This window comes from Bradyrhizobium sp. 199 (assembly GCF_023073355.1).
Taxonomy (GTDB): Bacteria; Pseudomonadota; Alphaproteobacteria; order Rhizobiales; family Xanthobacteraceae; genus Bradyrhizobium.
Genome location: NZ_JADPJI010000004.1, coordinates 1 through 25,541, shown reverse-complemented (window position 1 = coordinate 25,541; position 25,541 = coordinate 1). Strand labels below are relative to the sequence as shown.

At 65.3% G+C, this 25,541-nt stretch carries 28 protein-coding genes; 7 read left to right on the top strand and 21 right to left on the bottom strand.

All coding sequences use genetic code 11. The annotated features are described in order from the left end of the window. Positions 1 to 7: 7 nt before the first annotated feature. From IVB28_RS07250 to IVB28_RS07230, 5 genes are all read right to left on the bottom strand, one after another. A complete protein-coding gene (locus IVB28_RS07250; protein WP_247525391.1) occupies positions 8 to 3,016 on the bottom strand; it encodes a TIR domain-containing protein in 3,009 nt (1,002 codons plus the stop codon). A gap of 203 nt (positions 3,017 to 3,219) precedes the next feature. After that, on the bottom strand, positions 3,220 to 3,669 hold the full coding sequence (locus tag IVB28_RS07245; RefSeq protein ID WP_247525390.1) for a hypothetical protein: 450 nt from the start codon (positions 3,667 to 3,669) through the stop codon (positions 3,220 to 3,222). A gap of 269 nt (positions 3,670 to 3,938) precedes the next feature. Next, the gene (locus tag IVB28_RS07240) at positions 3,939 to 4,724 is read right to left on the bottom strand and encodes a hypothetical protein (protein ID WP_247525389.1); all 786 of its coding nucleotides are present in this window, start codon (positions 4,722 to 4,724) and stop codon (positions 3,939 to 3,941) included. 81 nt (positions 4,725 to 4,805) lie between these two features. Beyond that, positions 4,806 to 5,411 carry a 3-isopropylmalate dehydratase small subunit gene (gene leuD, locus IVB28_RS07235; RefSeq protein WP_008539074.1) on the bottom strand — a complete coding sequence of 202 codons (606 nt, stop codon included), beginning with the start codon at positions 5,409 to 5,411 and terminating at the stop codon, positions 4,806 to 4,808. A 163-nt stretch (positions 5,412 to 5,574) separates the two neighbouring features. After that, positions 5,575 to 5,973: a metallopeptidase family protein gene (locus IVB28_RS07230; protein WP_247525388.1), complete on the bottom strand. Its 399-nt coding sequence runs from the start codon at positions 5,971 to 5,973 to the stop codon at positions 5,575 to 5,577. A gap of 155 nt (positions 5,974 to 6,128) precedes the next feature. Here IVB28_RS07230 and IVB28_RS07225 point away from each other — a divergent pair, with 155 nt between their 5' ends. Next, positions 6,129 to 6,410 (top strand): hypothetical protein, encoded by a 282-nt coding sequence (locus IVB28_RS07225; RefSeq protein WP_247525591.1) that lies wholly within the window; start codon positions 6,129 to 6,131, stop codon positions 6,408 to 6,410. A gap of 317 nt (positions 6,411 to 6,727) precedes the next feature. Here IVB28_RS07225 and IVB28_RS07215 read toward each other — a convergent pair whose 3' ends face one another. Then, entirely contained in the window at positions 6,728 to 7,027 is a 300-nt protein-coding gene (locus tag IVB28_RS07215; protein ID WP_247525387.1) for a DUF1330 domain-containing protein, read from the bottom strand. A gap of 177 nt (positions 7,028 to 7,204) precedes the next feature. Between IVB28_RS07215 and IVB28_RS07210 the strand changes: the two genes are divergently transcribed. Further along, entirely contained in the window at positions 7,205 to 7,747 is a 543-nt protein-coding gene (locus IVB28_RS07210; RefSeq protein ID WP_247525386.1) for a hypothetical protein, read from the top strand. Positions 7,748 to 7,857: 110 nt separating this feature from the next. Here IVB28_RS07210 and IVB28_RS07205 read toward each other — a convergent pair whose 3' ends face one another. The 7 genes from IVB28_RS07205 to ffh all read right to left on the bottom strand — a co-directional run bounded on the left by IVB28_RS07205 (position 7,858) and on the right by ffh (position 13,805). After that, on the bottom strand, positions 7,858 to 8,067 hold the full coding sequence (locus IVB28_RS07205) for a hypothetical protein (RefSeq protein ID WP_247525385.1): 210 nt from the start codon (positions 8,065 to 8,067) through the stop codon (positions 7,858 to 7,860). Positions 8,068 to 8,161: 94 nt separating this feature from the next. Beyond that, positions 8,162 to 9,568, bottom strand: a complete 1,407-nt coding sequence (gene leuC, locus IVB28_RS07200) for a 3-isopropylmalate dehydratase large subunit (RefSeq protein WP_247525384.1) — start codon at positions 9,566 to 9,568, stop codon at positions 8,162 to 8,164. Positions 9,569 to 9,891: 323 nt separating this feature from the next. After that, a complete protein-coding gene (gene rplS / locus IVB28_RS07195; RefSeq protein ID WP_246931323.1) occupies positions 9,892 to 10,272 on the bottom strand; it encodes a 50S ribosomal protein L19 in 381 nt (126 codons plus the stop codon). A gap of 110 nt (positions 10,273 to 10,382) precedes the next feature. Then, entirely contained in the window at positions 10,383 to 11,138 is a 756-nt protein-coding gene (gene trmD, locus IVB28_RS07190; RefSeq protein WP_247525383.1) for a tRNA (guanosine(37)-N1)-methyltransferase TrmD, read from the bottom strand. Positions 11,139 to 11,255: 117 nt separating this feature from the next. Continuing rightward, positions 11,256 to 11,819: a ribosome maturation factor RimM gene (gene rimM, locus IVB28_RS07185; RefSeq protein ID WP_247525382.1), complete on the bottom strand. Its 564-nt coding sequence runs from the start codon at positions 11,817 to 11,819 to the stop codon at positions 11,256 to 11,258. 9 nt (positions 11,820 to 11,828) lie between these two features. Continuing rightward, complete coding sequence (gene rpsP, locus IVB28_RS07180) at positions 11,829 to 12,161, bottom strand: 30S ribosomal protein S16 (protein WP_212082134.1); 333 nt, start codon at positions 12,159 to 12,161, stop codon at positions 11,829 to 11,831. Positions 12,162 to 12,260: 99 nt separating this feature from the next. Further along, on the bottom strand, positions 12,261 to 13,805 hold the full coding sequence (gene ffh, locus IVB28_RS07175) for a signal recognition particle protein (protein ID WP_247525381.1): 1,545 nt from the start codon (positions 13,803 to 13,805) through the stop codon (positions 12,261 to 12,263). Between the two features lie 332 nt (positions 13,806 to 14,137). Here ffh and IVB28_RS07170 point away from each other — a divergent pair, with 332 nt between their 5' ends. Next, a complete protein-coding gene (locus tag IVB28_RS07170) occupies positions 14,138 to 15,202 on the top strand; it encodes an MBL fold metallo-hydrolase (RefSeq protein WP_247525380.1) in 1,065 nt (354 codons plus the stop codon). A 182-nt stretch (positions 15,203 to 15,384) separates the two neighbouring features. Here the strand turns inward: IVB28_RS07170 and IVB28_RS07165 are convergent, their stop codons facing one another. Together IVB28_RS07165 and IVB28_RS07160 are read right to left on the bottom strand one after the other, a co-directional pair. After that, the gene (locus IVB28_RS07165) at positions 15,385 to 16,101 is read right to left on the bottom strand and encodes an SIMPL domain-containing protein (RefSeq protein WP_247525379.1); all 717 of its coding nucleotides are present in this window, start codon (positions 16,099 to 16,101) and stop codon (positions 15,385 to 15,387) included. 5 nt (positions 16,102 to 16,106) lie between these two features. After that, on the bottom strand, positions 16,107 to 16,886 hold the full coding sequence (locus tag IVB28_RS07160; protein ID WP_247525378.1) for a GyrI-like domain-containing protein: 780 nt from the start codon (positions 16,884 to 16,886) through the stop codon (positions 16,107 to 16,109). A gap of 211 nt (positions 16,887 to 17,097) precedes the next feature. Between IVB28_RS07160 and dapF the strand changes: the two genes are divergently transcribed. Then, positions 17,098 to 17,973, top strand: coding sequence for a diaminopimelate epimerase (gene dapF / locus IVB28_RS07155; protein ID WP_247525377.1), 876 nt, complete (start codon positions 17,098 to 17,100; stop codon positions 17,971 to 17,973). Beyond that, entirely contained in the window at positions 17,973 to 19,226 is a 1,254-nt protein-coding gene (gene mtaB / locus IVB28_RS07150) for a tRNA (N(6)-L-threonylcarbamoyladenosine(37)-C(2))-methylthiotransferase MtaB (RefSeq protein ID WP_247525376.1), read from the top strand. Before dapF ends, mtaB begins: the two co-directional genes overlap by 1 nt. A 118-nt stretch (positions 19,227 to 19,344) precedes the next feature. Here mtaB and IVB28_RS07145 read toward each other — a convergent pair whose 3' ends face one another. Both IVB28_RS07145 and IVB28_RS07140 read right to left on the bottom strand, forming a co-directional pair. After that, on the bottom strand, positions 19,345 to 20,454 hold the full coding sequence (locus IVB28_RS07145) for a DUF2336 domain-containing protein (protein ID WP_247525375.1): 1,110 nt from the start codon (positions 20,452 to 20,454) through the stop codon (positions 19,345 to 19,347). A 261-nt stretch (positions 20,455 to 20,715) separates the two neighbouring features. Beyond that, a complete protein-coding gene (locus IVB28_RS07140) occupies positions 20,716 to 21,417 on the bottom strand; it encodes an RNA pseudouridine synthase (RefSeq protein ID WP_247525374.1) in 702 nt (233 codons plus the stop codon). Positions 21,418 to 21,477: 60 nt separating this feature from the next. Here IVB28_RS07140 and ftsY point away from each other — a divergent pair, with 60 nt between their 5' ends. Continuing rightward, a complete protein-coding gene (ftsY, locus tag IVB28_RS07135; protein WP_247525373.1) occupies positions 21,478 to 22,425 on the top strand; it encodes a signal recognition particle-docking protein FtsY in 948 nt (315 codons plus the stop codon). 3 nt (positions 22,426 to 22,428) lie between these two features. Continuing rightward, positions 22,429 to 23,031 (top strand): septation protein A, encoded by a 603-nt coding sequence (locus tag IVB28_RS07130; RefSeq protein WP_247525372.1) that lies wholly within the window; start codon positions 22,429 to 22,431, stop codon positions 23,029 to 23,031. Between the two features lie 82 nt (positions 23,032 to 23,113). Here the strand turns inward: IVB28_RS07130 and IVB28_RS07125 are convergent, their stop codons facing one another. From IVB28_RS07125 to ccmB, 4 genes are all read right to left on the bottom strand, one after another. After that, positions 23,114 to 23,698: a DsbE family thiol:disulfide interchange protein gene (locus IVB28_RS07125; protein WP_247525371.1), complete on the bottom strand. Its 585-nt coding sequence runs from the start codon at positions 23,696 to 23,698 to the stop codon at positions 23,114 to 23,116. Further along, positions 23,695 to 23,880 carry a heme exporter protein CcmD gene (ccmD, locus tag IVB28_RS07120; RefSeq protein ID WP_247525370.1) on the bottom strand — a complete coding sequence of 62 codons (186 nt, stop codon included), beginning with the start codon at positions 23,878 to 23,880 and terminating at the stop codon, positions 23,695 to 23,697. Before ccmD ends, IVB28_RS07125 begins: the two co-directional genes overlap by 4 nt. Further along, positions 23,877 to 24,668, bottom strand: a complete 792-nt coding sequence (locus IVB28_RS07115) for a heme ABC transporter permease (protein WP_247525369.1) — start codon at positions 24,666 to 24,668, stop codon at positions 23,877 to 23,879. Before IVB28_RS07115 ends, ccmD begins: the two co-directional genes overlap by 4 nt. Positions 24,669 to 24,774: 106 nt before the next feature. Beyond that, the gene (gene ccmB / locus IVB28_RS07110; protein WP_247525368.1) at positions 24,775 to 25,443 is read right to left on the bottom strand and encodes a heme exporter protein CcmB; all 669 of its coding nucleotides are present in this window, start codon (positions 25,441 to 25,443) and stop codon (positions 24,775 to 24,777) included. Positions 25,444 to 25,541: the final 98 nt, after the last annotated feature.

The window sequence follows — 25,541 nt, the reverse complement described above, 5'->3', positions numbered from 1 at the left end:
GTCCGCTTCAGCTCCGGGAATTCAGCCCGATCAGTTTCTTGAACCGTTCGACGGCGGCATGGCCGAGATCGGTCCAGTACTCCGATGACAAGGGACCATGTCGGCGGCAAGGGTTCACGCCGGCGAGGCCGACGAGGATCGGGTCTATTGCATCCTGAGCCGTGAAGGCTTGCGCGCCAATGAGCTTTTGCGCGCAAACGGTGCCGACAAGGGCATCGCCGCGGAGCGTGGTCCCGAAGCTCACGTCCCACATGCGAGCGGTCCCGTCCGCGGATGCGGTGAGCACGCGCTTGCCGTCGGGACTAAAGACGGCCGTGTTCAGGCCACGACCATGGCCCTCGATCCCACGAAGAGTCTGGCCGCTTCCGGCATCCCAGATCTGGGCGGTGTGGTCATTCGCGGCGGTGACGATGCGCAATCCGTCCGGGCTGAACGCAGCACTCGAAACCAAAGCGGTGTGGCCGTTGAGTTCGTTCAGCATCTCGCCGGTTTCAACGTTCCATACCCGGGCAAGGCCGCTGGACTCGGCAGTGACCAGGCGTTTGCCGTCCGGACTTAAGGCCGTGCTCCACACGGACGTGCCGCCGGGGCTAGTGATGTCTCGCACCAAAGCTCCGGTCGCGGTGTCCCAGACGCGGGCGTGGTCTTTGCTCCGGTCCGCGATGCGCCGACCATCGGCGCTGACGGCGGGAGAGCCGTAGCTTCCGTCGTTATTTTTCAGCTCGCGCACCAGCGTGCCGCTGAGTGCGTCCCAGATCGCCGCGTGCTTGCTGAAGATGAGGACGACATGCGTATTGGTGCCATCGGCGACGAACCTCGCACCAAAGATGCCGCTGTCGTTGCGCAGCTCGCCGCGAGGCTCACCTGTCGCGGCATCCCAGACGCGGACTATATTCTCGGACAGCGTCAGGATGAGCGCATCGTCGGGACTGAAGGCTGCCTGGTTGACCGGGCTGTTGTGGGGCAGTTCGCGGATCATCGTCCCACTGGCGGCATCCCACATGCGGGCTGTCTTGTCGGCCGATGCCGTGATCACGCGCGAGCCGCTCGAATCAAAGGCGGCAGCCATGACAGCGCCGTCATGACGGAGCGGCCGCGATCCCTCCGACACATCCCATATGCGCAGTGTGCGGTCGAGCGATCCGCTGACGATATGGCCGCCGGTACCGACTGCGACGCTCGTGACGTCATCAGCATGCCCCCTGAGTTCGCGCAATAACTCACCGCTGCCAATATCCCACAATCGTACGGTCTTATCCGCTGACGTTGTGATGAGGGTGGATCCGTCCGCGCTGAACGCAACGGCTTTGACCTCGGCATCATGTCGCGGGAATTCTCCAATGAGCTCGCCCGTGGCTGTTTCCCACACGCGCGCGACCCGGTCGCCCGCGCCGGTGGCGACTTGCGTCCCGTCCGGGCTGAACGCGACGGCATGAATGAAGTCCTTGTGTCCAGGCAGCTCGCGCAGCATCGTGCCGTTGTCGGTGTCCCAGATCTGGGCTGTCTCCATTCCAGTGATGATGGCTTGCGTGCCGTCGCGGCTGATCGCCGCATTCACGACATAGCGTGCTTTATCCTTGAACTCTCCGACGATCTTGCCGCTGGTGAGGTCCCATAGCTGGGCTTGTCCGAATCCCTTTACGACCAGGAGCCGTGTCCCGTCGGCACTAAACGCCACGCCGGCGAGGGGGCGCGCGATCAAGTTGATGTGGGTGGCAATCTTGATTTCGCGCAATGGCGCGCCGCTGACGGCGTCCCACGAACGCGCAACGCCAACAGCAGCACTCGATGATGTCGTCAGGACCCGCTTGCCGTCAGGACTGAATGCGACGTGACTGACCCCACCTTCATGCTTGAGCTCGTGCAACAGCTCGCCGCTTCGCGCGTCCCACACCCGGGCCGTTCGATCCGACGAGCCGCTGACAATGCGCGTGCCGTCGGCAGTGATGGCAACGCTGTTGACTGCATCCGTGTGTCCTGACAGCACGCGTTGCAGCCGGCTGAGCTGTGCCGCGCCGGCGAGCTTCGCCTCGAGTCCCCCGACCTCGCGGGTCGACCAGCCCAGCGCGACCGGTGAACGTCCCGGTGGCGGCAGGCCCTCAACGGCGATCCGCATGGCCGTGTCGTACCTCTTCTCGGCGATGGCGCGGTCCGCCGCGCTCGTCATCACCAGGGTCTCGCGGCGATCCGTCTCGCGCTGCTGCCACAGGACATAGCCCGCCCCGGCGACGACGAGCAGTGCGATGCCTGCGAGCGCCCAGGCGCTTCGTCGCTGGAAACGCCGCGTGCGCGCGATCGCGGCGCGTTCCTTCTCGATCTCGCCGGTCTCGAACAGGCGGCTGGCATGGACATAGGCGCGCTGCAACTCGGTCGGGTCCGGCGCACCCTTGGGCGAGGTGAGCAGCCAGGCCTCGGCGTCGGTCAATTCCTCGCCGCGCAGCAGGCGGCCTCCGGATGCCGGGCGGCCTGCGCCGTCCCACCTTTGTGCCAGCTCGCCAATGCGCGTGTGCTGGCGAATCCAGGCAATGTCGGTCTCCAGCGCGAGCGCCAGCGCCGACAATCCGGCGTCGAAATTGTCCTGGTCGCGCAGCAAGATGTAATTGAGCCGCGCCAGGCGTGGCGGCAGGTCGGCGTCGGCGACAGGCCGGTACACCAGTGGCAGCAGTTTTTTCTGCAAACTCTCGGTTCGTTCAGCCTCCCACGCGCAGACGTGAGAGGCGATCAGGTCGGGGCTGATGACGATGCCGATCGCGTCGGCGGAAAGGATCAGCGAATCGAGCCGCTCCTGCCACGGCTCGCCCGGCAAGATGTCCTTCTTGTCCAGATAGGCTTCAAAGCCGCGCGCGTTGAGGGCGTCGACGAGCCGGTTGGAAAAGACGGAATCCTTGCGGGAATAGGAGATGAAGACGCGCGTCTTCCGCTCGCGGCTGCTCGTCGCGGCGACGGCGGCTTTCGCAGCAATGGCGGCGTCCATGGTGTGTCCCTTGCGGAACGAAGCAGGCGCGATGATCGACAAGGAGAATCAGGGCAGGCGCGAGGCGAACAAGGTCCAGGCTAGACCGTCCGCGCCCGCCGAGCATATGAGATGCTTCACACCTGTCCGCGCCCGCGATTGCCGCCATGGCGCGCACTGAACCGGCTAAGGCATTGAAAAATGGCCGGATCAGGCCTGTATCCGGACCTGTGCAAGAAGGGTGTACGGGGTCGTCCCGGTGCGTTCTACAAGATCGAGAGCTCCGGCTTCTGGTTGTCCTGCGGCGCAAGGGCGCTGCGGTCGAGCGACTCCAGTGTCGAGGCATTGGCGCAGAAGCCGCGGTAGTTCTCCGCGGCGGTGCCGTCGGCGAGCTCGCGGTCGCATTGGCCCTTGTGATTGCAGAGCGAGCAGACCCGCTCCAGGTCACGCAGCAGCAGCGGCTGCGCGCGGCCGAGCCCTTCGGCGTTGATGCCGAGCTGCTCCAGCATCTTCGGCAATTCATCGGCTGAGTGTTTGCCGCGGCGAACCAGTTCCTCCAGATCATCGGGCGCGATCCTGAGGTCACTGGCGATCCGGTCGAAATCGGCGCGATCGAGCTGCCTCATCTCGTTGATCTCGCGGCGATGCTTCAGCCAGCTCGCAAAGGAGCCGATGAGGTCCTGGAGGATGGGATAAGGCCTGCTTGCGGTGCTCATGGAAAGCTCCCTTCGGACAGCGGAATTGGAGCGAATTAAGCACAATGATGCAGGAGCGCGTTGCGCTGGATCAAACAGCGATGATGCGGCCGCGGCCTCCGCTGCACCTCTCCCGCTTGCGGGAGAGGTCGGCGCGCCCGGGCGATGCGAAGCATCGTCCCGCGCGCCGGGTGAGGGTTCTCTCCTCAAGGGGATTGTCCCTTTGTGGAGACACCCTCTCCCCGACCCTCTCCCGCAAGCGGGAGAGGGAGCGCACCTTTGCACGTCAGCTACGCGAACCGCTCCGCCGCCCATGCATACAGGCTGCCCGGAATCGGCTTTTCGCCGCCGCGGCCCTTCGGCGAGATGTGCAGGCCGATGATCTCGGGGTTGGTGACGAGGCCGAGATAGCTCGAGGGATCGAAGAACAATTTTGGCTCGGCGTGCACGGCATAGAACGACTGCTTCGGCAGCGCGCAAGCGAGCTCGCCGGTGCGGCGCGCCAGCGCGGTGAGCGCTGCGGGGCCATAGATCGCAACGCGGATGTCGGAAAGGCGGCTCGAGCCGCCGCGCAGGCGGCGCATCATGAAGGTGACGCGATGGCGGATCGACAGCCAGTTCGGCGTCAGCTCCTCCTGCTCGATCAGCTCCTCGAAGGCAGTGACGATGCCGTGCTCGGGCGGCAGATAGACCACGGAATTGCCGAGCTGCCGCGGCCGCTCCCAGGCGAAATAGGGCTTTGCCGGATCGATCTCGACCGGTTTGAGCAGCAGCACGTCGGCGTCGAGCCAGAGCCCGAGGCGCTTCGCCATCAGCTTCATGCGGAAGAAGTCGCTGAACTGCAGCGTGGTCCAGTCGCGCCAACTGCCGTCCGGCTGCGGCGGGCGCAAGCGTTCGGAGAATGCGTGCGGCAGGATCGCTTCGGCATCCGCATTCGCGACGCCGGCGGGAAGGCCGGGAATGGTGTCGAAGCTGTAAACCGTGACCTTGTGGCCGGCCGCCAGCTGCGAGCGCAGACAGGTCTGGCGCAGCGCGTCCATCGGGCCATGCCAGAAGGTGACGATCTCGGGCAGCATGCGCGGAAGCTATAAGGGATAACCAGAGCAAAGAAAAAGCCCCGGCGCCGACAGCACCGGGGCTCGAACAAAGGCGCGAGCTCAGGCCCAGGCGCGTTCGCGCTTGAGCTTGTCCTCGTAGGTGTCGATCGAGGCCTTTTTTTCCATCGTGAGGCCGATGTCGTCGAGGCCGTTGATCAGGCAGTGCTTGCGGAACGGGTCGATCTCGAACTTGACCTTGCCGCCGTCGGGGCCGCGGATCTCCTGGTTCGGCAGGTCGATCGTCAGCGTGGCGTTGGCGCCGCGCTCGGCGTCGTCGAACAGCTTGTCGAGGTCTTCCTGGGAGACGCGGATCGGCAGGATGCCGTTCTTGAAGCAGTTGTTGTAGAAGATGTCGCCGAACGAGGTCGAGATCACGCAGCGGATGCCGAAGTCGAGCAGCGCCCAGGGGGCATGCTCGCGGCTCGAGCCGCAGCCGAAATTGTCGCCGGCGACCAGCACCTTCGCATTGCGATAGGCGGGCTGGTTGAGCACGAAATCCGGATTCTCGCTGCCGTCGTCCTTGTAGCGCTGCTCGGAGAAGAGCCCCTTGCCAAGGCCGGTGCGCTTGATGGTCTTGAGGTACTGCTTCGGAATGATCATGTCGGTGTCGACATTGATGATCTTCAGCGGCGCCGCGACGCCCTCCAGCGTGGTGAACTTGTCCATGATTGCGCTTTCCCGAATGGGTCTAGGGAGCAGGTATTTATCGTGATCGGGGCCCAAATCATAGGCCGAATTCGGCAGTTCTCGTCTGCGGAGCGGGTTTGAGACGAGCTGCTGCGGCGTTCCGATTTCACCTCTCCCTTGGGAGAGGTGAACCGAGACCGCCCTACTCTGCCTGGGCCTCAATCGCCGCCATATCGTCGTCCGACAGGCCGAAATGGTGGCCGATTTCGTGGATCAGGACGTGGCGGACGATATGGCCGAGGCTCTCGTCGTGCTCGGCCCAGTAGTCCAGGATCGGCCGGCGGTAGAGCCAGACCATGTTGGGCAGCCGCGCCACGTCGCCAAAACTCTGCTGCGGCAGGCCGACGCCCTGGAACAGCCCGAGCAGGTCGAACTCGCTTTCGCATTCCATCTCGTCCAGCACGTCCTCGCTCGGGAAGTCGTCGACGCGAATGATCACGCCCTCGCACAGGGTGCGAAACTCCGCCGGCAGGCGCTCGAAGATGTCGTGCGCCGTCGCTTCCATCTCGGCCAGCGAGGGCGCTTTCAATTCCGTCCACATGAGCCTGTCTTAGCGCGGGTTCCTCGGCGACGCATCCGGCTTTATAAAAGCGGCGAGGTTGACGGGCGCTTCCAAAACGGGGAGCTTGGGATCTTGATGGGACGTTTCAGGTGGGCGGAAAAATGCGAGCGAAAACAGCGCTGACGCTACTGTGCATGGGGTTGTTTTCGCCGTTTTGCGTTGGCGCAGAGGCCCAGACGGCGGGCGCCGGGATCCACCTCGCCCAGGCGGCCTCCCCGGACGACGTTCCCCGGCCGCGCAAGCGGCCTCCGGCGCGCTTGCGCGTCACGCCCTATGACAGCCCCGACGGCGTCTATCCGCGCTACAATCCCGGTCCCGATGCGCTCCGGGTGTGCAACGCCACCTACGTGCAGGAATTCCGGCCCAGCGGCACGGTGATCGTGCCGCGTGTGAGCTGTTATTGGCGCCGCGGCTGATGCCGGTTCGACGCCAGCGCGCGCTGCGGAAGCCTGGTGGGGGCGTCACGGCGGCATGGGTTGGACTGGCTGTTGCCCTCACGCTTGCCGCTGGCCTGCCGCGCGCGTCCGCGGCGCCGAGGGTGACCGTGCCAGAGGCCTCGGCGGGGATCGCGGTTTTCGATGTGCGGCGGCCCGCGCGAACCCATGACATTGCGCGGCCTGTCGTGCGCCGTGATCCCCACTATTACGCGCGGCCCGTACGCTACCGCCCCTATCCCTACGGCGTGCCCGCACCCTTCGTGTTGGGCTACGGCCCCTTTTAGTGACGTGCCGCGCTAGCCGGCGGGCGTAAATCCCTCGACCAGCAGCACAGTCGCCTGCGCGCCTGCCCTGCGATCGCGCGAAATCTCCTCGTATTCGGGCGAGTTGGAGAAGGCGAGGAAGGCGGCCTCATCGGGAAACGACATCATGACGAGCTTGTCGTGCGGCCATGCGCCTTCCAGCACGCGCGGGCGCTCATCGGCGGCGAGCAGCCGCCCATTGTACTTCCTGAAGACATCGAAGAACCGCGCCTGGTAGCGGTCATAGGTGGCGCGGTCCGTCATCTTCAATTGTGCAATCGCGTAAACAGTCATTTTCAAAGTTCCTTCCGAGCGGCACGGCGCCGCAGCGCGGAGCCCAGCTTCGTTCATTCATGGCGCGTTCACATCGCTGCCCGCAATTTAATCCTGGGAGCGACTGCAATTGAACAGGGATGACGCGGGCCGCGAACGAGCATCGCAATTCCGCTGTCCAGATTCAGGGAGGATTCCATGCTGAGGAGTTTAGGTCTCAAGGCAGGCCCGATGCGCCTGCTCGGGATTGCGGCCGCCACGACGCTGATGCTGTCGGCCGGCACCGCGCGTCGTGCTGAAGCGCTGACTTTGATCAATCCGGCGACGTCACCCGCGACGAAGGCTGCGACCGACAACCTCGTCACCCAGGTTCGCCACGGCGGCGGCGGCCATGGCGGGGGCGGACATTTTCACGGCGGCGGAGGCTTCCGCGGTGGCGGAGGACATATCGGCGGTTTCCGCGGCGGAGGATTCCAGGGCGGCCATGTCGGCGGCTTCCGCGCCGCGCCTGCGTTCCATGGCGGCGGCTTTCGCTATGGTGGCGTTCACCGCTATGGCGGGTTTCATCGCTACGGGATCTATCGGCCTCACTACGGCCATCGCCACTTCCACCGGCGCTATTATGTCGGCGGTTATCCCTACTATCATCATCCGCGCCGCTGCCGGATCATCTGGACCTATTACGGCCCGCGCCGCATCTGCCGCTGGCATCGCTGGCACCATCCGTACCGCTATTGGTGATGTGAGTGAGGGCCGTCATTCCGGGATGGCGCGTTAGCGCCAGACCCGGAATCTCGAGATTCCGGGTTCGCCCTTCGGGCGCCCCGGAATGACGTGGTGTGTTGGACGGCCTAAAGCCAATCCTTCAGCTTCCAAGACGAAGCTTTCCACCGCATCAAATTGTCCAACTTCCACTGCTTGAACATCGCAGGCGGCCAGCGGCTGAGCTTCGAGGTCTCTTCGGTCTCGGGCTTGGCGACGATACATAAGCGCGGCGCGCGCCGGCGGTGCTGGCGCGTGGCCTCGCTGATCAGGTCGACATATTCAGGCTTGTTGGCCATGAGGCGCGTCCTCGCGAATTTATCGCGAGGACGAGCGTGTCAGGCAATCGATTAACGGCGGTTTGCCGCGATCGCTACAATTGCAGGGAGCAGCTTACCGCCAGTCCCTGACGTCGACGAAGTGACCTGCGATCGCCGCTGCTGCCGCCATTGCCGGCGACACCAGATGGGTGCGGCCCTTGAAACCCTGGCGACCCTCGAAGTTGCGGTTCGAGGTCGAGGCGCAGCGCTCTTCCGGGGCCAGCTTGTCCGGGTTCATCGCGAGGCACATCGAGCAGCCCGGCTCGCGCCATTCGAAGCCGGCCTTGAGGAAGATCTTGTCCAGACCTTCGGCCTCGGCCTGCTCCTTCACGAGGCCGGAGCCCGGCACGACCATGGCGTTGACATGCGCTGAAACGGTCTTGCCCTCAGCAATCTTCGCCGCCGCGCGCAAATCCTCGATGCGGCCATTGGTGCAGGAGCCGATGAAGATGCGGTCGACCTTGATGTCGGTGATCTTCGTTCCCGCCGTCAGGCCCATGTACTTCAGGGCGCGGTGCTTGGAGAGACGCTTGGCCTCGTCCGCGATCTTATCAGGGTCGGGCACGATGCCGGTCACCGAGATAACGTCCTCCGGGCTCGTGCCCCAGGTCACGATCGGCGGCAGCTTGGCCGCGTCGAGGCGCAATTCGTTGTCGAAATGCGCGCCGTCGTCGGAGCGCAGTTTCTCCCAGTAGCGCATCGCCGCATCCCAGTCCGCGCCCTTCGGCGCCTTCGGCCGGCCGCGCAGGAAGTCGAACGCCTTCTGGTCGGGCGCAACGAGGCCGGCGCGGGCACCGCCTTCGATCGACATGTTGCAGACCGTCATGCGGCCTTCCATGCTGAGCGCGCGGATCGCATCGCCGGCGTATTCCAGCACGTAGCCGGTGCCGCCCGCGGTGCCGATCTCGCCGATGATGGCCAGGATAATATCCTTACCCGTCACGCCATCAGGCAATTTGCCGTCGACGGTGACGCGCATGTTCTTCGCCTTCTTCTGGATCAGCGTCTGCGTCGCCAGCACATGCTCGACCTCGGAGGTGCCGATGCCGTGCGCGAGCGCGCCGAAGGCGCCATGCGTCGAGGTGTGGCTGTCACCGCAGACGATGGTGGTGCCGGGCAGCGTAAAGCCCTGCTCGGGGCCGATGACGTGGACGACGCCCTGGCGCTTGTCGAACTCGTTGTAATATTCGATGCCGAATTCCTTGGCGTTCTCGGCTAGCGCCTTGATCTGCTCGATGCTTTCAGGATCGGGATTCGGCTTGGTGCGATCGGTGGTCGGCACGTTGTGGTCGACGACGGCGAGCGTCTTCTCCGGCGCGTGGACCTTGCGGCCGGTGGCGCGCAGCCCTTCGAAGGCCTGCGGCGAGGTCACCTCGTGCACCAAATGACGGTCGATGTAGAGCAGGCAGGTGCCGTCCTCGGCTTCGTGCACCAGATGGTCCTTCCAGATCTTGTCGTACAATGTGGTCGGCTTGGACATGAGCTTAAGCTCCGAAGAATGTGTGTCAGCGAAGAGCGCCGGTGGCGCGCCGGGCAACAAAATCGTCAGCGCAGCTTTTAGGCTGCGCGCGTAAGCTCTGACGTTGCCGAGGTCGCGAAGCGTCCGAAGAACCGTCCAGGCAGCCGCGAGCGATCGTCGATGACGATGCGCTTGACGGGGTCCATGCTGGTCCGATCTGGAAACATTCTACGAATATATAGCAGGCCGAACCGGAATCGCGAGGGCTTTGACGCGCACGGCTGACGCAACAAAAAAGCGCGGGTTTTGCCCCGCGCTTTTGGAAACCCGACTGTAAGCGGAGCTTACTCGTTGACGGCCTTGGCGTGCTCGGTCTTCTCGACGATGCGAGCCGACTTGCCGCGCAGCTGACGCAGGTAATAAAGCTTGGCGCGACGCACCTTGCCGCGGCGCACCACCTTGATCGAGTCGATCATCGGCGACATCACGGGGAATACGCGCTCCACGCCCTCGCCGTAGGAGATCTTGCGGACGGTGAAGCTCTCGTTGAGGCCACCGCCGGAACGGCCGATGCAGACGCCTTCATAGGCCTGCACGCGGGTACGGTCGCCTTCGACGACCTTCACGTTGACGATCACGGTGTCGCCGGGACCGAATTCCGGAATGTCCTTGCCGGCGGACAGCTTGTCGAATTGCTCTTGCTCGAGCTGCTTGATCAGGTTCATGGGTAAATCTCCATCGGCGCGCCCAGCCCTGGAAACGGGGGGCTGCGCAAAATTCGTCTATCCAGCCATTGCGGATTTGGCCGCTCCTATAAGGCAAGCCGGAGCGTTTGTCACCCGTCTGTCTTGTTTTTTGGCGTTTTTTGGCGACTGGCTCGATTCGGCGGCTTGCTCGGGATCTGGGCCCACAGATCCGGCCGACGGGCCGCCGTCAGGGCCTCGGATTGCGCCCGCCGCCAGCTGGCGACCTTGGCGTGGTCGCCGGAGGTCAGGATGTCAGGGATCGGGGCCCCCTCGAACAGCTGCGGACGGGTGTATTGGGGGTACTCCAGGAGACCGTCTGAGAAGCTTTCCTCGGTTCCCGAGGCCTCTTTGCCCATCACGCCGGGCAGCAGCCGCACACAGGCGTCGATCAGCGCCAAAGCGGCGATTTCGCCCCCCGACAGCACGTAATCGCCGATCGAGACCTCCTCCAGGCCCCGCCCGTCAATGACCCGCTGATCGATCCCCTCGAAGCGCCCGCAGACGATCAGGGGGCCGGGGCCTTGGGCGAGCTCTGCAACCCCAGCCTGGGTCAATGGCCGACCGCGCGGGCTCATCAGGAGGCGAGGCCGGTTCGGGCCAATTTCGGCCGCGTCGATGGCAGCCGCCAGAACGTCCGCCCGCAGCACCATGCCCGGCCCGCCGCCGGCCGGGGTGTCGTCGACGCTGCGGTGGCGGTCGGTGGCGGAAGCCCGGATGTCCCGCGCCTCGATCTCCCAGAGTCCTGAGGCCAGCGCCCGCCCGGCGAGGCTCACGCCGAGCGGCCCCGGAAACATCTCCGGAAACAGCGTCAGCACCGTCGCGCGCCAGGGTGAGGGATTGGTCATTCGATCTCAGTTCTCGTCGTCCCGGGGGCGCGCCAAGCGCGAGCCCGGGACCGATAGCCACCAGAGCCAGTTTTGCGATGGCCGAGCAAACAGCTTAGCGAAAAATTCGGCGTGTGGTTATGGCTCCCCGCCTTCGCGGGGACGACTCGGGAACGGATCGTCGCCGCGGTCCTCGCCTTCGCCCTCGACCTCCTGCGGCAGCGCGATCACGACGCGGCCGCCGGCAATGTCGACCTCCGGCACCACCGCGTTCGTGAACGGCAGCAGCAGTGTCGTGCCCTTGGGCGGAGCGATCTCGATGATGTCGCCGGCACCGAAATTGTGAATCGCGAGCACGCGGCCGAGCGCATCGCCGCCGGTGGTGACGGCGGCGAGCCCGATCAAATCGGTGTGGTAATATTCGTCCGCGTCGGTGGCGGGGAGCTTGTCGCGCGCGACATAGAGCTCGATGCCGTTGAGGCGCTCGGCCTCATCGCGGCTCGTGACGCCCTTGAACGTCGCGACCAGATGATCCTTGGCCGCGCGCGCCGTTGCGACCTCGAACTGGCGCTTGCCGTCCTTGGCGAGAAGCGGACCGTAGCGCCTGACGGCAAAGGGATCTTCGGTGAAGGTCCACAGTTTGACCGCACCGCGCACCCCATGCGCGGCGCCGATCCGCGCGACGCAGACCAGCGCCGACATGATCTAGCCTTAGCCCTTTGCGGCGGCTTCGGCCTGCGCCTTGCGCTCCTTGCGCGGCACGGCCTTCTCGGGGTTGTTGCGGGCTTCGCGCTTCTTGACGCCGGCGGCATCGAGGAAGCGGGCGACGCGGTCCGACGGCTGCGCGCCCTTGGCGAGCCAGGCCTTCACCTTGTCCATGTCGAGCTTGAGGCGGGTCTCGTTGTCCTTCGGCAGCAGCGGGTTGAAGTGGCCGAGACGCTCGATGAAACGGCCATCGCGCGGAAAGCGCGAGTCGGCGACGACGACGTGATAGACGGGACGCTTCTTGGTGCCTGCACGGGCGAGGCGGATAACGACGGACATTTAGTTCTCCTTGAAAGTGCGGTTTGCAAAGTACGTTTTGTTCGTTGATCGGTATTTCCGCGCCGCGCGAGATGCCTACGATCCAACGCGACGAATTCCTCATTTCTTCTTGCCGGGGAAACCGCCAAGGCCCGGCAGCATCGGCTTGCCGCTCAGCCCGGTCAGCCCTGGAACGTTCGGCAGACCGGTGCGAAGTCCGGCCGGCAGATCCTTCGGTAGATTCGGAAGGCCGCCGCCGCCGCTCTGCATCTTTTCCTGCAGCGCCTTCATCTCTTCCGGCGAAGGAGGCTTCATGCCGCCGCCAAAGCCCATCGCCTGGGCAATGCCGGCCATGGGGCCGCGCTTGCCCGAGCCCATGGCCTTCATCATGTCGGCCATGTTCCGGTGCATCTTGAGCAGCTTGTTGACCTGCTCGACGCTCTGGCCGGAACCGGCGGCGATGCGCTTCTTGCGGCTGGCCTTGAGCAGGTCGGGATGACGGCGCTCGTCGCGCGTCATGGAATCGATCACCGCGACCTGGCGCTTCAAGATCTTGTCGTCGATGCCGGCGGCGGCGATCTGGTTCTTCATCTTGGAGATGCCGGGCATCATGCCCATCAGGCCGCTGATGCCGCCCATGTTCGCCATCTGCGTGAGCTGCTCGCGCATGTCGTTGAGGTCGAACTGACCCTTGCGCATGCGCTCGGCAGTGCGCGCGGCCTTCTCGGCGTCGATGTTGGCGGCGGCGCGTTCGACCAGCGACACCACGTCGCCCATGCCGAGGATGCGGCCGGCGATACGGTCGGGATGGAAATCTTCCAGTGCGTCGGTCTTTTCGCCGGTGCCGATCAGCTTGATCGGCTTGCCGGTAACGGCGCGCATCGACAGCGCGGCGCCGCCGCGGCCATCGCCGTCCACGCGTGTGAGAACGATGCCGGTGAGGCCGACGCGCTGATCGAACGAGCGCGCGAGGTTGACGGCGTCCTGGCCGGTGAGTGAGTCCGCGACCAGCAGCACTTCATGCGGATTGGCGGCAGCTTTGATCGCGGCGGCTTCCGCCATCATGTCTTCATCGAGCGTGGTGCGGCCGGCGGTGTCGAGCAGCACGACGTCGTAGCCACCGAGCTTGCCGGCTTCCAGCGCGCGTTTCGCAATCTGCGGCGGCTGCTGTCCCGCCACGATCGGCAGGGTCGGAATATCGAGATCGCGGCCGAGTACGGCCAGCTGCTCCATCGCCGCCGGGCGATAGACGTCGAGCGAGGCCATCAGCACCTTGCGCTTGTCGCGCTGGACCAGGCGGCGGGCGAGCTTTGCCGTGGTGGTGGTCTTGCCGGAGCCTTGCAGGCCGACCATCATGATCGGCACCGGCGGCACGGAATTGACGTCGATGGTCTGGCTTTCGGCACCGAGCGTGTTGATCAGCTCGTCATGGACGATCTTGACGACCATCTGGCCGGGCGTGACCGACTTGACGACGGTGGCGCCGATCGCCTGCTCGCGGACGCGGTCTGTGAAGCTGCGCACCACTTCGAGCGCGACGTCGGCCTCCAGCAGCGCGCGGCGCACCTCGCGCATCGCGGCATCGACGTCCTTTTCGGAGAGCGCACCGCGCCCCGTCAGACGATCGAGAATGCCACCAAGCCGTTCCGACAGATTGTCGAACAATGCAATTGTCCTGTTTTACCTCTCCCCGCAAGAGCGGGGCGAGGGAGAAGAAAGTCCAAACACCTTTACGCCCGAGGGCGCACAGCGCTGTCGGGCGTTGGCCTCCGGCCTCCAGGGCCAGTCGGCGGGTCGAAAAGAAAGCCTTTCCGAGAAAGTGGCGGGGTTAAACGCCGCTCACGCCCAAAAGTCAAGGAAAGTTAGGGCGCCGGAATGCCTCGGCCATAATAAGGTCCTGAAAACAAGACCTTTTTGGTGGTCGGTTCCTTTTCCTTCGGCTCAGCCCATATAGAAGGCGATGACTTACCTCCGCCACCAATCCTGAAGCCCGCCCTGTGCCGATCACCCGCCGCCGCGTTGTTGGACTGCTCGCCGGAGCCGGCGCGCTGGTTGGCGTGCCCTCCCTCTGGATGTCCCGCATGAAAACCTATGACGGCCCGGTCTCCGACCACTTTGACGGCCTGACCTTCTTTGATCCCGACGGGGCGCCGCCGAGATCGCTCGGCGAGGTGCTACGTTGGCAATTGGGCGGCCGGGGACAGCGCGCCACATGGCCCGACTGGGCCCCAAGCCCCCATGCCGATAGCCCGCCGGCGCGGGTCGGCGGCGACAACGTGCGGCTCTCCTTCGTCGGCCACGCCAGCTGGCTGATCCAGACCGGTGGCCTCAACATCCTCGTTGATCCTGTCTGGTCGGAGCGGGTGTCGCCGGTCGCGTGGGCGGGGCCGAAGCGGCACAACGATCCCGGCATCGCGTTCGAGAAGCTGCCGAGGATCGATGTCGTGCTGGTCTCGCACGGCCATTACGATCATCTTGATATCGCGACCTTGTCGCGACTCGCGAAGAACTTTGGCCCGCGCGTGGTCACCCCGCTCGGCAACGACGTGACGATGCGCAGCTGGGATTCCACGATCAAGGTGGAGGCCTTCGACTGGCACGACCGCGTCGAGCTCGGCGGCGGCATCGCCGTGCATCTGGTGCCGACAAGGCACTGGACGGCGCGCGGCATGTTCGATCGCAACAAGGCGCTTTGGGCGAGCTTTGTGCTGGAGACGCCGGCCGGCAAGATCTACGTCGTCTGCGATTCCGGCTATGGCGATGGCACGCACTTTCGCCGCGTCGCCGAGAAGCACGGGAAGCTGCGTCTGGCGATTCTCCCGATCGGCGCCTACGAGCCGCGCTGGTTCATGCGCGACCAGCACATGAATCCGGAGGATGCGGTGAAGGCACTGGCGGATTGCGGCGCGCAAGCCGCGCTCGGGCATCACCACGGCACGTTCCAGCTGACGGACGAAGCGATCGACGCGCCGGCGAAGGCCCTGGTCGAGGCGCTCGATGCGGCGAAGATTCCGCAGGAGCGATTCGTGGCGATGAAGCCGGGGCAGGTGGTGGAGATTTAGGTCTCTCTACGTACACCGCTCGTGCCCCGGACGCAGCGCAGCGCCCCCGGCGATGCGAAGCATCGTCCAGAGCGGTGCGCTGCAGAGCCGGGGCCGATGTGGCAGCAATGTACCGTGCAGCTCTCTGGGTCCCGGCTCTGCGCAGCGTCACTGCGTGCCGCAGCGCGTCCGGGACACGAGATCTATTGCTCTTTTGCCTTGATCGCCCAGCTCACATTCACCGTCACCGACAGCGTCTCCTCGCCGGGCGCGACGGCAGCCTGCGGGGCTGCCGCCATCGGCGCCGCCATGCGGCCCTTGAACAGCGGCACCGGGCCGCCGCCTTCGGTGACACTGAGCGGCGCACCCAACAGGACACCGGTGGCTCTGGCGTAAACTTCGGCCTTGCGGCGCGCATCCGCCACCGCCTGCTCACGCGCGTCGTCGAGCAGTTTCGATGCCTGCGTCACCTCGAATGAGATGTTGCCGATATCGTTGGCGCCGGCGCCGACCAGCGTGTCGATGATGCCCGCGACCTTGGTCACGTCGCGAATCTTTACGGTGACGCGGTTGGAGGCGCGGAAGCCGACCACCGGGGATGCGCCGGTGGATTTGTTCTGGCCGTATTGCGGCTGCAGCGACAGCCGCGAGGTCTGATAGTCCTTCTCGGCAAGGCCGGCGCCCTTCAGCGCCAATAGCACCTTGCCCATCGCCGCGTTGTTGGCGTCGGAAGCTTCCTTCGCCGTCTTGGCGTCGCTGGCGACGCCGGCATCGATCTGCGCGAGATCGGGCGCTACGGAAACATTGGCTTCGCCGCTCACCGAAATGGCGGAGGGGAAATCATCGGCGAGCGCCGGCGCTGCCAGCAGCACGGCGAAAACGGTGGCGAGGGAAGTCACGAGGACGGCAGGCTTTTTCATCATTCTCACTTCAGCGGCACGAAAACGTTGATCACGAGCTTGTCCTCAGCGGTCTTCAGGGGATCGGTGAGGTATTCCTCGATGAAGGTGTCCTTGGCTTCAAGTCTCTTGTCGTCGAGGTGATTGGTGATCGCCTCATAGGTGTTGTCCATGTTGTCGTAGGAACCGCGATGGACGAACTTCAGCGCCTTGCCTTCCGGCGATTTGCCGATGCTCATGTCCTTCGGCAAGCTCTTGGGGTCCTGATCGACCGGGATCTCGGCGAGGAAGGTGAAGCCGGTGTCGTCGGTCGAGGTGTAGACGATCATGGAATTGCCGGCGTGCTTGATGCCCTGCTTGTCCAGGAGCGTGTTCAGCGCCTTGAAGGCGTCGACCAGCGTGTCGAACGCCGAGTCCCAATTGGCAGTGCCCTTGACCATCACGACCTTCCTGGACTCGAGCGTGGTCTCCTGGCCAAAGGGATCGGCGGTCTGCACCGGAGCAGGCGTTGCGGCCGCAGCAGGTGGCGGTGTCGCCGCGCCGGGTGTGGCGGTGGCTGCGGGCGAGGGCGACGTCGCCGGGGCAGGCGAAGCGCTGGCCGCAGGCGATGGCGCCGGTGATGGCGTTGCCGCAGGCGCAGGCGAGGCGCTCGCGGCCGGAGAGGGGGAAGCCGAAGGATCCGGCGAGGGACTTGCCGAGGCGGCCGGTGCCGGGCTCGGGGTTTGCGCCAGAACCTCAGGCAGGCCAAACGACAAGGCCGCTGCCGGAATCAGCGCGGCCAGAGCGACACGACGAAACCTGAACATTTTCTTCTCCCCAACGCCTTAATCACACGGCCTAAATCCGTCTTTGCGCCCGGCCGCGCCCCGGCTCGCGCGAACGCGCCGTTCTAACACGCGAGCGCCGAATTCGTCCCATGACAGATGCGTCATGGCCGGCCTCCTCGGGCTCCGCAGCAAACCGCTGGCCAAGCCGGCAAGGATCGCCATATAAGGCAGGCGAAATTCAGGAATTTTCATGAGCGCGCTGGCCAACCACGCATTTGCCAAGATGAACGGCATCGGCAACGAGATCGTCGTTGTCGACATGCGCGATTCCACCGCAAAGGTGACGCCGGACGACGCGCGCGCGGTGGCGTCCGCGAATGGCGGCGTGGCCTACGACCAGCTCATGGTGCTGCAGAAGCCGCGGCTCGACGGCACCGAGGCCTTCATCCGCATCTACAACAATGACGGCTCGGAGGCTGGCGCCTGCGGCAACGGCATGCGCTGCGTGGTCCGCCGGATCTTCGAGAAGAGCGGCCAGACCAGCGCGACGTTCGAGACCGCTGCGGGCCTGCTCAATGCCTGGCAGGGCCCGTCGCCGGATCTCTACACCGTCGACATGGGGGCGCCGAAGTTCGGCTGGCAGGACATTCCGCTGGCTGAGGAGTTCCGCGACACCCGCTACATCGAATTGCAGATCGGGCCGATCGACAATCCGATCCTGCATTCGCCCTCCGTGGTGAGCATGGGCAATCCGCATGCGATCTTCTGGGTCGACGACGTCAACGCCTACGATCTCCAGCGTTTCGGTCCGCTGCTCGAAAACCACCCGATCTTCCCGGAGCGCGCCAACATCACGCTTGCCCATATCGTCGATCCCCAGCACATCACGATCCGGACCTGGGAACGCGGTGCCGGCCTGACCAAGGCCTGCGGTTCGGCGGCCTGCGCCACGGCCGTCGCCGCGGCGCGCCTGAAGCGCGCCGAGCGCAATGTCGAGATCACGCTGCCCGGCGGCAAGCTCGGCATCGAATGGCGCGAACGTGACGACCACGTGCTGATGACGGGCACAGCGACCTTCGAATATGAGGACAGCTTCGATCCGGCGCTGTTCGCGCCGGTCGGCTGATGGCCGTCGACGTCTTTACCTTCGGCTGCCGCCTCAATGCCTTCGAGGCGGAGGTGATCCGCCGTGAGGCCGAGGGTGCGGGCCTTTCGGACACCATCGTCATCAACAGCTGTGCCGTCACCAATGAAGCGGTGGCGCAGGCGCGGCAATCGATCCGCAAACTGAAGCGCGAGCGCCCAGAGGCGCGCATCGTCGTCACCGGCTGCGCCGCGCAGACGCAAAGCTCGATGTTCGCCGATATGGCCGAAGTCGATCGCGTCGTCGGCAACGACGACAAGATGCGCAGGCAGGCCTGGCGGGAGGCCCGCGATGCGTTCGATCTCGGCGCCAGCAAGAAGATCGCCGTCAGCGACATCATGGCTATCAGGGAGATGGCGCCGCATCTCATCGACGGCTATGCGAGCGGCCTGCCGCGCGTGTTCGTGCAGGTGCAGAACGGCTGCGACCATCGCTGCACCTTCTGCATCATTCCCTACGGCCGCGGCAATTCGCGTTCGGTGCCGATGGGCGCGGTGGTCGAGCAGGTGCGGACGCTGGTCGAACGCGGTCATGCCGAGATCGTGCTGACCGGCGTGGATCTCACCAGCTACGGCACTGATCTGCCCGGCGCACCGAAACTCGGCATGTTGACGAAGCAGATTTTGCGGCATGTGCCGCAGCTGAAGCGCCTGCGCATCTCGTCGATCGATTCGATCGAGGCGGATGCCGACCTGCTCGATGCCATCGCTGATGACGCGCGGCTGATGCCGCATCTGCATCTGTCGCTGCAGTCCGGCGACGACATGATTCTGAAGCGCATGAAGCGGCGGCATTCGCGGCAGGATGCGATCGTGTTCTGCGACCGTGTGCGCCGGCTGCGCCCGGATATCGCGCTGGGTGCCGACATCATTGCGGGCTTTCCGACCGAAAGCGAGGAGATGTTCTCGCGCTCGCTCGATCTCGTCGAACAATGCGGCCTGACATTCCTGCACGTCTTCCCCTACTCCCCGCGTCCCGGCACGCCGGCTGCAAAAATGCCGCAAGTTGCGGGGGCACTGATCAAGGAGCGCGCGAAGCGGCTGCGTACGGCAGGTGCAGCGGCATTGCAGCGACGGCTGCAAGCGGAGATCGGTGCGACGCGCGATGTGCTGATCGAGAGCGAGGGGCAGGGCCGGACGGAGCACTACCTGCCGGTGGCGGTTGCGGGCGAGCGCGTGGGCACTGTGGTGCCGCTCAGAATCGCCGGCAGTGATGGCGAGCGGCTCACCACATGATAAGGTTGCGAATAGTGCGCGCCGCTCTATCCTCGACGTCGTCCCTGCCTAGTGCGAATTGCGCACGGGGCCGGGACGACACTGAGAGTGTTGATGCGCCGTGACTTAGAATGCTCGGTTACGACGCCCGCACCTGCCAGAATCGCAGCGTTCGCCGCGCATTCTCCGGCGTCATGTGCGCATAGTGGCCCTGCGCGCGCGCCAGATCCGCCGGCTTCATCGCGCCGGTCGCAAAGCGGCTGTCGAGCACGGCGGTGGTGGTTTCCCAGCTGAGCTGCGCCGCCTTGCACGGCACCAGCAGGCCGTCGTCGCGCAGGCTTTGCATCAGCGGGCGAATGACTTCGACAGTCGATCCGGACAGCGCCGCCAGGGCAGCGGCGGTCTCCTCATAACGCCGCTGCCTGGCGAAGCCGAGCAACGTCGCCTCGTTGAGCTGGCCGGTTACCTTGAGCATTGCAATCGCGCGTTTGGCGCCTTCGAAATCGCGGATGCTCGACATCTCGCGTTCGACGCCGACGGCGGTGGCCGCGATCGCGCTCTGGATTTCCTCGAACAGATGCGGCGGCGCGCGCGACAACAGGCGGGCGCGCACGGTATCGGTCGCCGAGTGCAGCAATCGGCGGCGCAGCTCCGACGGCAGGTCCACGCGGACGCCGACGCTGACGGCAAGTTCGGGGTCCGACTCGGCCTGGGCGACCATGACGGCGAATCCGTTTCCGGAGACGCGCGCGCCGGGATTGGCGGCGAGCCGCCGGCTGACGCTGGGATAGCGGCGCGCCAGCAAAGCGTCGGTGACGACCTCCTTCAGCCACCAGCGGCCGGCGATCGCGAGCAGATGCGGCTCGCCTTTGGATGATGCGATCTTCACCAATTCGCCGTCGTCGAGGCGGGCGGATTCCTGCAGCACCGGACCGGCGATGCGGATCTCGTCATTGCCGGCGAGGCGGCGGATCACCGACGGCGGCGCCTGCGCGATCGGCGCCAGTTGTGCGCTGATCTCGGCGAGCGCGATGCGTGCGCCCATGTCGGCCAGCGCCCGCAGTTCGATGGTGCCGATCAGGCGCTCGAGCACGTCGTCGAACAGCGTGATCTGCTCGTCGTCGAAACTGCCGGCGGAGGAGAGGAACAGATCGGTGACGCGCCGGGCGGTTTCCAGGCCCTTTTCCGCCGAGCCTGCTCGAATCGCGGATTCGACCTCGTCGATGATCGATAGCTCGGCCTTGGACATCACGCCTTGCTCGTCCTGAGCGGTTACAGAAGCTTGTTCTAAGCAACCGCTATCATTAGAGGCGAGCACTGAAGGTTTGGTAAACCCTGGGCGCTATGAGGTGCCACCTCGGCGGAGGTGCGCTCCCTCCCCCGCTTGCGGGAGAGGGTCGGGGAGAGGGTGTTTCTGCACGGGGACTGTCCCCAAGAGGAGAGAGCCCTCACCCGGATCGCTTCGCGATCCGACCTCTCTCGCAAGCGGGAGAGGTAAACGACAGCGCCACTATTCCCCGTTCCACCCGCAGGCGCGGAGCTTTTCGTGCATGTGGGGTGGCGCCGGCGCCACGACGCGGACCGGCTCCTTGTTGCGGGAGATCGGCACCACGATCTCGCGGGAATGCAGGTGCAGCTTCGGCTCGCCGAAGCGCGGGCCGTTGCCGTAAATGTTATCGCCGAAGATCGGCCAGCCGGTCGCGGCCGAATGCACCCGCAATTGATGGGTCCGCCCGGTCACCGGTTCCATGGCGAGCCAGGTCAGGCCGTCGCCGCGGCCCATCACTTTCCAGTTGGTGATCGCCTTCTGTCCCTCGGGATCGGGCTTCTGCCACCAGCCGCGCTCGGCATTGAGCCTGCCGAGCGGCATGTCGATGGTGCCTTCGTCCTCGGCGGGGCCGCCCTCGACCACCGTCCAGTAGGTCTTGCCGATCTTGCCGTGCTTGAAGAGCAGGCCGAGCGAAGCGGTCGCCTTGCGATGGCGGCCGAGCACCAGGCAGCCGGAGGTGTCCTTGTCCAGGCGGTGGGCCAGCACCGGCGGTCGCGGCAGGCCAAAACAGAGCGCGTTGAAGGAGTCCTCCAGATTCGCGCCGCCCTTGGGACCGCGATGCACCGGCAGGCCCGACGGCTTGTCGATGATCAGCATCAGGCCGTCGCGATGGAGCACGCGGGCCATGATCTCGTCGGCGGTCAATGCGGGAACATCGAGCAATTGAAGGACTTTCGGTCAAGACTTTCGTTTGGGAGCCGGAACGGCTAACACACCGCCACCATGAACGATACCACCCCCGAGACCCCGAAGCTGAGCTGGTGGCGCCGCCTGTCCGACGGGCTGAAGCGCACCTCGTCCTCGCTCGGGACCGCGGTCGCCGACCTCGTCACCAAGCGCAAGCTCGATCGCGCCATGCTCGATGACATCGAGGACGTGCTGCTGCGCGCTGATCTCGGCACCTCCGTCGCGGTGCGGATTGCAGATGCGGTCGGCACGGGGCGCTACGACAAGGCGATCTCGGCGGACGAGGTCAAGGATGTCGTTGCGACCGAGGTCGAGAAGGTGCTGGCGCCGGTGGCGAGGCCATTGGAAATCGACACCGCCAGGAAGCCGTTCGTGATTCTGGTGGTCGGGGTCAACGGCTCCGGCAAGACCACCACCATCGGAAAACTCTCGCAAAAATTCGCATCCGAAGGCCGCAACGTGATGCTGGCCGCCGGCGACACGTTTCGCGCGGCCGCAATCGAGCAGCTCAAGGTCTGGGGCGAGCGCACCAAGACGCCGGTGATATCAGGCGCCCAGGGTTCGGATTCGGCGAGCCTTGCCTTCAACGCGCTGACCGCGGCAAAGGAGCAGGCCACCGACGTGCTCCTGATCGACACCGCCGGCCGTCTGCAAAACAAGGCCGAGCTGATGAAGGAACTCGAAAAGGTCGTGCGCGTGATCCGCAAGCTGGATGACACTGCGCCGCATGCCGTGCTGCTGGTGCTGGACGCCACCGTCGGCCAGAATGCGCTGTCGCAGGTGGAGGCCTTCCATCGTACGGCCGGGGTCACCGGCCTCGTGATGACCAAGCTCGACGGCACCGCGCGGGGCGGCATCCTGGTGGCGCTCGCGGAAAAATTCAAACTGCCGGTGCATTTCATCGGCGTCGGCGAAGGCGTCGACGATCTCGCGCCATTCACCGCGCGCGATTTCGCCCGCGCCATTGCCGGAATCGAAAGCTGAAGAATGGACAAGACCCAGCCGCATCCGCTGTTCAAGCTGGCGACCGAACTCGGTCCGCTGCTCGTGTTCTTCTTCGTCAACGCGAAGTTCAACCTGTTCGCGGCAACCGGCGCCTTCATGGTCGCGATCGTCGCGGCGATGATCGCCTCTTATGTAGTGACGCGGCACATTCCGATCATGGCGATCGTGACAGGCGTGATCGTGCTGGTGTTCGGCACGCTGACGCTGGTGCTGCACGATGAGACCTTCATCAAGCTCAAGCCGACCATCATCTACGCCCTGTTCGCCGCGATCCTCGGCGGTGGCCTGTTGTTCGGCCGCTCCTTCATCGCCGTGATGTTCGACCAGATGTTCAATTTGACGCCGCAGGGCTGGCGCATTCTCACGCTGCGTTGGGCGCTGTTCTTCGCCGGCATGGCGGCGCTGAACGAGATCGTCTGGCGCACGCAAAGCACGGACTTCTGGGTCAACTTCAAGGTGTTTGGCGTGACGCCGATCACGATGATCTTCGCCCTCGCCCAGATGCCGCTGACCAAGCGCTACCACCTCGAGCCAGCATCGCTGGAGGCGAGCGAAGCCGAAGCGGGGGATGTCAGGAAGGGGTGAGCTCTCTCAACGCGTCATTGCGAGCCCTCCGCCGAGACAGTCTGGATTGCTTCGTCGCAAGGGCCCCTCGCAATGACGGCGACTATTTCAACGCCTTCTCCATCTGCGGCAACAACACCTTCCGCAGATTGTCCGGCGTGACCGGGCCGACCAGCTTGTAGACGATGGTGCCTTCGCGCCCGACGACGAAGGTCTCGGGCACGCCATAGACGCCCCATTCGATCGAGGCGCGGCCGTTGGCGTCCACGCCGACGCGGCCGAACGGATTGCCGTAGCGCCCCAGGAAGCGCCGCGCATTGTCGGCGGCATCCTTGTAGTTGATGCCGACCAGCTGGAAGCGCTTGTCTTTCGCCAATTCGGTCAGCAGCGGTGCCTCGTCGTGGCACGGCACGCACCAGGAGGCCCAGACATTGACGAGGCTGACCTTGCCCTTGAAGGCGGCGGGATCGAGCCCCGGCACCGGCGCATTGTCAGCCTGCAATCCTTCCAGCGGCGGCAGCACCGTCTGCGGCGCAGGGCGGCCGATCAGCGCCGACGGAATCCGCGAGGGATCGCCGCTGCCGAGCCGGAACCAGAACAGCAGCGCAAGGGCAATGAAGGCGATCAGCGGCAGCACCATCAGGAAGGTGCGGCGCTGCGGCGGTGCGGAGGTCGATTGATCGCTCATGACGCGTCCATCGCACTGCGGCCGGAGCGGCGGGTGATGCCGCTGCGCTCGAGCTCGCGCAGGCGCTGCGTCTGGTTGCGATGGTCGAGCACGATCCAGCCGATCAGGATCGCGACCACGACGGCCGCTGCGGCATAGGACGTCACGATGAAGGATGCATAAGGACCGAGCGACATGGTCATGCGGCCCCAACTTCGTTGGACGCGTTCTCTCCACGCGCACCGGTGCCCGCTTCGCTCGAGAACGCCACACGACTCGCCTGCATCATTTGCAGCGAGCGGACCCGGCGGCGCAGGATTTCGTTGCGCATCGCCGCCAAATGCAGCGTGACGAACAGCAGCGTGAATGCGATCGCCATCACCAGCAGCGGAATCAGGAACGACTTGTCGAGGGCCGATCCGCTGATGCGCATCACCGAGGCCGGCTGGTGCAGCGTGTTCCACCAGTCGACCGAGAACTTGATGATCGGCAGGTTGATCGCGCCGACCAGCGTCAGCACGGCGGCGGCGCGTGCCGCGCGCGAGGGATCGTCGACCGCGCGCCACAGCGCCATCAGGCCGAGATACATCAGGAACAGGATCAGCACCGAGGTGAGCCGTGCATCCCACTCCCAATAGGTGCCCCACATTGGCCGGCCCCACAGCGAGCCCGTGAGCAGCGCGAGGAAGGTGAAGGCGGCGCCGATCGGCGCTGCGGCCTTGGCGGCGACATCGGCGAGGGGATGACGCCACACCAGCGTGCCCAGCGAGGCGATGCTCATCACGCCCCAGACGAACATCGACAGCCAGGCATTGGGCACGTGGATGAACATGATTTTGACGGTCGCGCCCTGCTGATAGTCGTCCGGCGCGGTGGCGGACTGGTAGAGGCCGACCGCGAGCAGGATGATTGTCGCGGCCGCGAGCCACGGCAAGACCCGCGCCGTCAGCGCGAGGAACCGGGTCGGGTTGGCGAGGTCGAGCAGTGACATGGTACCCTGATAATCATCGGTGGCCGCTCAGGCAATCAGCATGAAAGCGAGGGACGAAAGTTGATCGGGCTCAAGGCCAGTCGAGCCCGTTTCAATCAAGCTCATCTCAATCAAGTCCATGCCGCAGGCTCGCTGCGGCCGCGAAGGGGCCGACCACGAGGCTGACCAACGACAGCGCGCACAGGATCGAGAACGGCGCGCCGAAGCTCATCGGACCCACGATCACGGCCTGCGAGGCCGCCACGCCGAAAATCAGGACGGGAATCGACAGCGGCAGCACCAGCACCGCCATCAGCAGCCCGCCGCGATGCAAGGTCACCGCCAGCGCCGCGCCGATCATGCCGGTAAAGGTCAGCGCCGGGGTACCGGCGAGCAGCGTCAGCGCCACCGCGCCGGTCGCGACCATGTCGAGGTTGAGCAAGAGGCCGAGCACGGGGGTTGCGACAATCAGCGGCAGGCCGGCGGCCAGCCAATGCGCCAGCGCCTTGGCCGCGCAGGCGAGTTCAAGCGGCGTCCGGCTCATCGTGATCAGGTCGAGCGAGCCGTCCTCGTGGTCGGCCATGAACAGCCGGTCGAGGGTGAGCAGGCTCGCCAGCAGCGCGCCGAGCCAGAGAATGGCCGGCCCCAGCCGCGACAGCAGCGCCAGGTCCGGTCCGACCGCGAACGGCATCAGCACCACCACGGTCAGGAAGAACAGCACGCCGATCAGTGCCCCGCCACCGACACGAAGCGCGATCCGGATGTCCCGGCGAATGAGGGCGGACAGGGCGCTCATGAGGTGCTTCCGTCGCAGGCGGAGACCATGTTCGCCAGCTCCAGCCGCGCTGCGCTCCCTCCCCCCTTGTGGGGGAGGGTGGGGGAGAGGGGTAGCCC